This window comes from Chryseobacterium potabilaquae (genome assembly GCF_902728265.1).
In the GTDB taxonomy this organism is placed as follows: Bacteria; Bacteroidota; Bacteroidia; order Flavobacteriales; family Weeksellaceae; genus Chryseobacterium; species Chryseobacterium potabilaquae.
The window spans coordinates 1-5,992 of sequence record NZ_CACVBR010000078.1 but is presented as its reverse complement, the minus strand read 5'-3'; the positions used below and the strand labels follow the sequence as shown (position 1 = coordinate 5,992).

Annotated in this window: 8 protein-coding genes and 1 tRNA gene; 7 read left to right on the top strand and 2 right to left on the bottom strand. The window is 31.1% G+C overall.

Features of this window, described 5'->3' with window-relative positions:
• Nucleotides 1-229: 229 nt before the first annotated feature.
• Nucleotides 230-300 (bottom strand) — tRNA-Gln (locus tag CHRY9293_RS18075).
• Nucleotides 301-400: 100 nt separating this feature from the next.
• Between CHRY9293_RS18075 and CHRY9293_RS18070 the strand changes: the two genes are divergently transcribed.
• The 5 genes from CHRY9293_RS18070 to CHRY9293_RS18050 all read left to right on the top strand — a co-directional run bounded on the left by CHRY9293_RS18070 (nucleotide 401) and on the right by CHRY9293_RS18050 (nucleotide 4,217).
• Nucleotides 401-1,426, top strand: coding sequence for an AMP-binding protein (locus tag CHRY9293_RS18070; RefSeq protein WP_162034256.1), 1,026 nt, complete (start codon nucleotides 401-403; stop codon nucleotides 1,424-1,426).
• A gap of 40 nt (nucleotides 1,427-1,466) precedes the next feature.
• Nucleotides 1,467-1,859, top strand: a complete 393-nt coding sequence (arfB, locus tag CHRY9293_RS18065) for an alternative ribosome rescue aminoacyl-tRNA hydrolase ArfB (protein ID WP_162034255.1) — start codon at nucleotides 1,467-1,469, stop codon at nucleotides 1,857-1,859.
• A 46-nt stretch (nucleotides 1,860-1,905) separates the two neighbouring features.
• Entirely contained in the window at nucleotides 1,906-2,553 is a 648-nt protein-coding gene (locus CHRY9293_RS18060) for an outer membrane beta-barrel protein (protein ID WP_162034254.1), read from the top strand.
• A 26-nt stretch (nucleotides 2,554-2,579) separates the two neighbouring features.
• The gene (locus CHRY9293_RS18055; RefSeq protein WP_122548415.1) at nucleotides 2,580-3,554 is read left to right on the top strand and encodes a deoxyhypusine synthase family protein; all 975 of its coding nucleotides are present in this window, start codon (nucleotides 2,580-2,582) and stop codon (nucleotides 3,552-3,554) included.
• A gap of 366 nt (nucleotides 3,555-3,920) precedes the next feature.
• Entirely contained in the window at nucleotides 3,921-4,217 is a 297-nt protein-coding gene (locus CHRY9293_RS18050) for an MGMT family protein (protein WP_162034253.1), read from the top strand.
• A gap of 82 nt (nucleotides 4,218-4,299) precedes the next feature.
• Here the strand turns inward: CHRY9293_RS18050 and CHRY9293_RS18045 are convergent, their stop codons facing one another.
• Complete coding sequence (locus CHRY9293_RS18045; RefSeq protein ID WP_162034252.1) at nucleotides 4,300-4,680, bottom strand: helix-turn-helix transcriptional regulator; 381 nt, start codon at nucleotides 4,678-4,680, stop codon at nucleotides 4,300-4,302.
• A 140-nt stretch (nucleotides 4,681-4,820) separates the two neighbouring features.
• Here CHRY9293_RS18045 and CHRY9293_RS18040 point away from each other — a divergent pair, with 140 nt between their 5' ends.
• Both CHRY9293_RS18040 and CHRY9293_RS18035 read left to right on the top strand, forming a co-directional pair.
• Nucleotides 4,821-5,507, top strand: coding sequence for a hypothetical protein (locus CHRY9293_RS18040; protein ID WP_162034251.1), 687 nt, complete (start codon nucleotides 4,821-4,823; stop codon nucleotides 5,505-5,507).
• Nucleotides 5,508-5,516: 9 nt separating this feature from the next.
• Nucleotides 5,517-5,678 carry a hypothetical protein gene (locus CHRY9293_RS18035; RefSeq protein WP_162034250.1) on the top strand — a complete coding sequence of 54 codons (162 nt, stop codon included), beginning with the start codon at nucleotides 5,517-5,519 and terminating at the stop codon, nucleotides 5,676-5,678.
• Nucleotides 5,679-5,992: the final 314 nt, after the last annotated feature.

Genomic DNA, 5,992 nt, shown 5'->3' with positions numbered 1-5,992 from the left:
AGCAGAGTCTTTTAATGCGAAAATCAAAAACTTTAGATTGCAACTAAGAGGGGTAAAAGACAGAACCTTTTTCTTATTCAGATTATCCAAACTTTTTGCATAGCCCCCAACTTTTGCGCCTGATCCCTTTTGTTTACAAAGGGATACGGAAACTTAATATATTAAATTGAAAAGGGACCCATTAGAAAAAATAAAAGCAACTTATTTATGTGAAATAAGTTGCTTTAAGTAGACTCACAGGGATTCGAACCCCAGATGACTGAACCAAAATCAGTAGTGTTACCGCTACACCATGAGTCTTTGTTTGTTTTAGTGGTGCAAATTTAGAGTTTTTTTATTTATATGCAAAAACTTTTTAAACTTTTTTTTACATTTACTCTCCTTTTTATTTATATACATTATGCTGATAGATTTCAATGGACTCAATATTAGTGGCTTATCGTGTCAAACGGAATTTGAGCTTACAGTTAAAACATTTTTAGAAGAATGGTTCTCGGATTCTGATACCGTTAAAGTTCAAACTTCGGGTTCTACGGGAGCTCCTAAAGTTTTTGATATTCCTAAGCAGAAGATGGTTAATTCTGCAATTATGACATGTGATTACTTAAAATTGCAAAAAGGAGATATTGCATTAGGCTGTCTTCCTGTAGAGTATATTTCTGGAAAAATGATGATTGTGCGTTCGATAGTAAGAGAATTAAAATTGATGGTTGTGGACCCTTCTACAAAACCAATTGAAAAATTTGAATTACCAATAGATTTCTGTGCTATGACACCTCTTCAAGTTGAAAACTCACTAGAAAAATTATATTTAATCAAAAATTTAATTATTGGGGGAGCTGCTGTTTCGGAATCCTTGAAAGAAGCAGTGCTCAAAAGTCATAGGTCTGAAAAGAATCATATTTTTGAAACATATGGAATGTCAGAGACTCTTTCCCATATCGGATTAAGGCAATTAGCTCCAAAATCGGAAGATTATTTTACTATATTTGAAAATGTTGATATTTCAAAAGACGAAAGAGGATGTCTGAAAATTTTTGCGCCCAATTTGAATGACGAAATTTTGCAAACTAATGATTTAGTTGAGATTATTAATGAAAAACAGTTTAAATTTTTAGGAAGAATAGATCATGTTATTAACTCGGCTGGTGTAAAAATTTTTCCCGAGCAATTAGAAGCTTTAATCAAAAAAAATATTTCAAATGAAGTTGTTTTTTTAGGTGTTAATGATCAAAGTTTGGGACAAAAATTAGTATTAATAATAGAAGGTATATATTCTGAAGATATAATTGAAAAAATAGGATCAATAGAATTTGAGAAAAAATTTCATCATCCTAAGGAAATTATCTTTATAGATCAAATTCCTAGGACTCCAAATGGTAAAGTTAACCGAATTGAACTTAGTAACCAGATTAGTCAAAGGTAGTGTATTGATCCACTGATCCTAAAATATAATGGCTTAAAAAATGAAAGATTTTTCAAAAGAACTCAGTTTTAAAACTTCTCGGAGCAGTGGAGCGGGAGGTCAGAATGTGAACAAAGTAGAAACTTCAGTAACTGTACTTTGGAATGTTGCAACATCTGAGTTTTTTAATGAATATCAAAAAAACTTAATTTACGATAAACTAAAAAATAGAATCAATACAGAAGGTTTTTTGTTTTTAACAGTTTCTGAGAACAGGACTCAGCTCATGAATAAAAACACGGCTATAAAAAGGGTGCTGGAAATTGTTAATAAATCCCTTGTTATTCCTAAAAAAAGAATAGCTACAAAACCCTCTAAAGCGCAGAAGCAAAAAAGACTTGATCTCAAAAAGAAAACGGCTGAAAAAAAAGATAATAGAAAATTTAGATTTTGAATTTTTAGTAGAAATAAAACATTATTTTTGGGCAAATTTCAAATTCATGACAAAAAAACTAACTTTGCTAGGAATGCTCTCCATTTCTTTATTTTCATTTGCTCAACAAAAATTTTCAATTATCCCTTCCATAGGTTATGCCTGGAGAACAGCTGAAATTCCTAAAGGTATTTCTTCTGAACAGAAAGATTATATTAAAGGCTTAAAAAGTGGAATTAATTTCGATATTTCTGCATATTATCATCTTAAAAATGAGTTTGCAATTGGACTTAAATATTCTAATTATAGTGCCTCCAGTAATGCAAGAATTACTTTTCAAGATGTAAATGGAAATTTTTATTCAGGAAATATCAATACAAAAGATCATATTACATTCTTTGGCCCTTCCGTAATGTATTCTAATTATAATGAAGAAATAAAACATAAATTATTTGTTGATTTAGGATTAGGAGTTATTTCCTATGTTACAAAAACAGGTACCGTAAAAGGGACAGGTTCTAATTTGGGAATGGAAGCCAATTTTGGTTACCAGTACGCATTAGCGAAGAATTTTTTCATTGGCCCCAAAGTAGGCTTTACTGCAGGGACATTGACAAAAATGAAATTTAATGGTCAGGTTGTTGATTTTGAAGACAATCAAAGAGAAGGACTACACCGAGTTTCTTTAAGTGCAGCAGCTACATTCCGTTTTTAAGTTTTATCTTTGCAAAAATTTTTAAAATGAGTAAACCAATTTCGGAATTTATAGAGAAGTACTATTTGCACTTCAATGCGGCTGCTTTGGTGGATGCATCTAAAGGGTATGTTGCACATCTTAAAGAGGGTGGGAAAATGATGATCACTTTAGCTGGAGCAATGTCTACAGCTGAATTGGGAAAAATTCTTGCTGATATGATTCGCCAAGGAAAAGTAGATTTTATTTCTTGTACAGGAGCCAATCTGGAAGAAGATTTAATGAATCTTGTGGCACATTCACATTATGAAAGAGTTCCTCATTATAGAGATCTTACTCCCCAAGAAGAATGGGATCTTTTAGAAAGAGGGCTTAATAGAGTTACAGATACTTGTATTCCTGAAGAAGAAGCATTTAGAAGATTACAAAAACATATCGTCCAAATTTGGAAGGATGCAGAAGAGAAAGGTGAAAGATATTTTCCTCATGAGTATATGTATAAAATGATTTTGTCCGGAGTTTTGGAGCAATATTATGAAATTCCAAAAGAAAACTCATGGATGATTGCTGCAGCAGAAAAAAATCTTCCAATTGTGGTTCCAGGATGGGAAGATTCCACTATGGGAAATATATTTTCTTCTTATTGTATAAAAGGTGAGCTTAAAGCTTCTACCATGAAATCAGGAATTGAATATATGATGTATTTAGCGGATTGGTATACTAAAAATTCCAGTGGTAAAGGTGTAGGTTTCTTCCAAATTGGAGGAGGAATTGCAGGAGATTTCCCCATCTGTGTAGTGCCAATGCTATATCAAGATATGGAAATGCATGATATCCCTTTTTGGTCATATTTCTGCCAAATATCAGATTCTACGACATCGTATGGTTCTTATTCAGGAGCTGTTCCAAATGAAAAAATTACTTGGGGTAAATTGGATATTACAACCCCAAAGTTTATTGTTGAAAGTGATGCAACGATCTGTGCTCCATTAATGTTTTCTTATATCTTAGAAAATTCTTAAGGATTTTTATATTCTACAATAATAATATAGACGCTTCAATTTTTGAAGCGTTTTTTTATGAATAACCTCTTATAATCGTTTCAAATAATATCAATCTAAAGAATGAACGAGTACAAAATACCGATAGGCTAAAATTCCTTTTTGAAGTCTATTTAGACTATTGGGATTCTTATTGCTTAACTTGGGAAAAATAGCCTTATTTATTTTGTTTAATAAACGAAAAATTATTTTTTTCATGACATTAGGATTTGGTGATTTATAAAATGTATTCAAAAATCATGCAATCAAAAATGGTTGATCATTAAATAAATACTAAAAATTATATTTATTTTTGAGATATAACAATAAGACTAAATTAAACGCGATATGGACGAAATTTTTAAACAACAAGTGTGGGAAATTACAAAACTTGTTCCTAAAGGTCGTGTAACCAGCTATGGCGCTATTGCGAAAGCGGTGGGCTATCCCAATCACTCTAGGCATGTAGGAAAAGCAATGGGAGGTTGTCCGGAAGGTGTTCCGGCACATCGTGTTATTTCTAGTTCTGGAAGTTTGTCTGTACCTGAATTCCAAATAAAACTAGAAAATGAAGGTGTTATTATTGAGAATTTTAAAGTGAAAAACTTCAAAAAACTATTTTGGGATCCACTTCTTGAACTCTAAAAAACAATTTATTAATAGAATATTGATTGATAAGACTATAATCTATACCCCATTAATAAGCTATAAATGTTGAAAGGAGTATTTATTTTTTGATTTTTAAACTTCTTATTTCGTCTTTTAATTTTTTATTTTCATCCTTTAACAAGGTAATATAATCCTGAAGATTCTGAATAATAGACGCTGAAATATTATGAAATTGAGTTACATATCCCGCAGAAGTTGAACTATCATTAAATACAGGATGGTCATTGTTAATGATAACTTTTGCATCATCTTCTTCGTAGATTTCTTCTATAGGGACATCTAAAAAATAGGCTATTTTATCCCATTCGTCTTGAACAATTCTTACATCTCCGCTTTCTTTTCTACTATAATTTGATACATCTGTGGCTATAGCATCCGCGATTTGTTGTTGTGTATATCCTTTTTTCTTTCTTATTAGACGTAATTTTTCTTTTTGCATGTCTTATTTTTTTACAAAAATGGAGAAAAAGTATAATTTGTACAAGATTTGTACAATAAAAATGCAAAAAATATACAATATAATTCTAATAATAGTGATATATTGCTTTTGTAGTTTTGCGGCACTAAAAAAGAAAAGAAATGGAGAGAAAATTATTTGTCGCAGCGGTGCTAAGTATTATAACACTACAATCATGTCATGATGAAGATGTATTAACACAGGAATCTCGAGTAAGTATTGAGAAAAATAAGAACATTGCTTATCGTGGGTCTGAATCTAATATGATCTCAGAATATGTTCAAAAACAACTATCAGTTCAGTATGAAATTAAGGAGATTATAGAGAAAGAAAAAAATATTAATTTTACTTTACTCCAATCAAAAATGGGAAGAGTTTCTACTATCGAGGAATTAGAAGCTCTATATAAAGAAGCAGGGATTCATAATATTAAAGAACTGATTGAACGATATGAAAGACTGAAAAGAAATACGATAGATTTCCAAGAAACTCATTCTGATTTTTTTATCCAATATAATGAAGAAAAAAGAAGAGAGGTGTTGATTTCTGAAATGGATAGCCAACTTGGAAACTTAGGGAATAATCGTTTGCTAGCCAGGAACGATTGCCATGCTGGTTTTGTAAGAGCATCCAAAATGTGTATGAGGAACTATGGAATTGAGGTAGTAGGATCAGCGGCAGTAGGTGCTTTTACAGGTGGAGTGGGAGGAGTTATTGCCGGAAGCATTGCTACGGCACATATGGTAGCTTGTAACTCCGATGCGGAGAGAGATTATCATATATGTGTTAAAGAAGGTGGAAAACCGTAATAAAAAAATATGAATTATAAACTATTAACTTATATAGCTTTCGTACTATTAATAATAATTCCTTACTTTGATAAAAAAGATCAATATTTTGTTCTTCAGATTATCTGTCTTTTATTAATTGGGATTTTTGGATATTTAGCCATGAAAAAAGAGAAAGGTAAAGAAAGATAATTTTTCCAGACTAATTATGGTATTTGATAATTTGGTTTGATTAAAAAATGGATTAACCCATATTTATATTGGATAGTTGAATAATGATGTTACTTTTATTGGTTTGGTAAACTCTATTATTATAAGAAAAAATCATGACAAAGAAAAGAGGCTGCCCTTTTGGAACAGCCTCTATTTATATTATTTTTGTCTGATCCTAACATAGCGTTACACAAAAACAGCAATGTTATGAAAGATCTTAATAATCAGTATGTAAAACGTAGTCAAAAAGACTATAGCCTATCCTTTAAACTCTCTGTAGTACAAGAAGTGGA

Bases quoted from the DNA above. Each gene is read 5' to 3' on its own strand.
- CHRY9293_RS18055 (WP_122548415.1), top strand. From the start codon at position 2,580: ATGAGTAAACCAATTTCGGAATTTATAGAGAAGTACTATTTGCACTTC.
- CHRY9293_RS18035 (WP_162034250.1), top strand. From the start codon at position 5,517: ATGAATTATAAACTATTAACTTATATAGCTTTCGTACTATTAATAATA.
- CHRY9293_RS18050 (WP_162034253.1), top strand. From the start codon at position 3,921: ATGGACGAAATTTTTAAACAACAAGTGTGGGAAATTACAAAACTTGTT.
- CHRY9293_RS18070 (WP_162034256.1), top strand. From the start codon at position 401: ATGCTGATAGATTTCAATGGACTCAATATTAGTGGCTTATCGTGTCAA.
- CHRY9293_RS18045 (WP_162034252.1), bottom strand. From the start codon at position 4,680: ATGCAAAAAGAAAAATTACGTCTAATAAGAAAGAAAAAAGGATATACA.
- CHRY9293_RS18040 (WP_162034251.1), top strand. From the start codon at position 4,821: ATGGAGAGAAAATTATTTGTCGCAGCGGTGCTAAGTATTATAACACTA.
- CHRY9293_RS18060 (WP_162034254.1), top strand. From the start codon at position 1,906: ATGACAAAAAAACTAACTTTGCTAGGAATGCTCTCCATTTCTTTATTT.
- arfB (WP_162034255.1), top strand. From the start codon at position 1,467: ATGAAAGATTTTTCAAAAGAACTCAGTTTTAAAACTTCTCGGAGCAGT.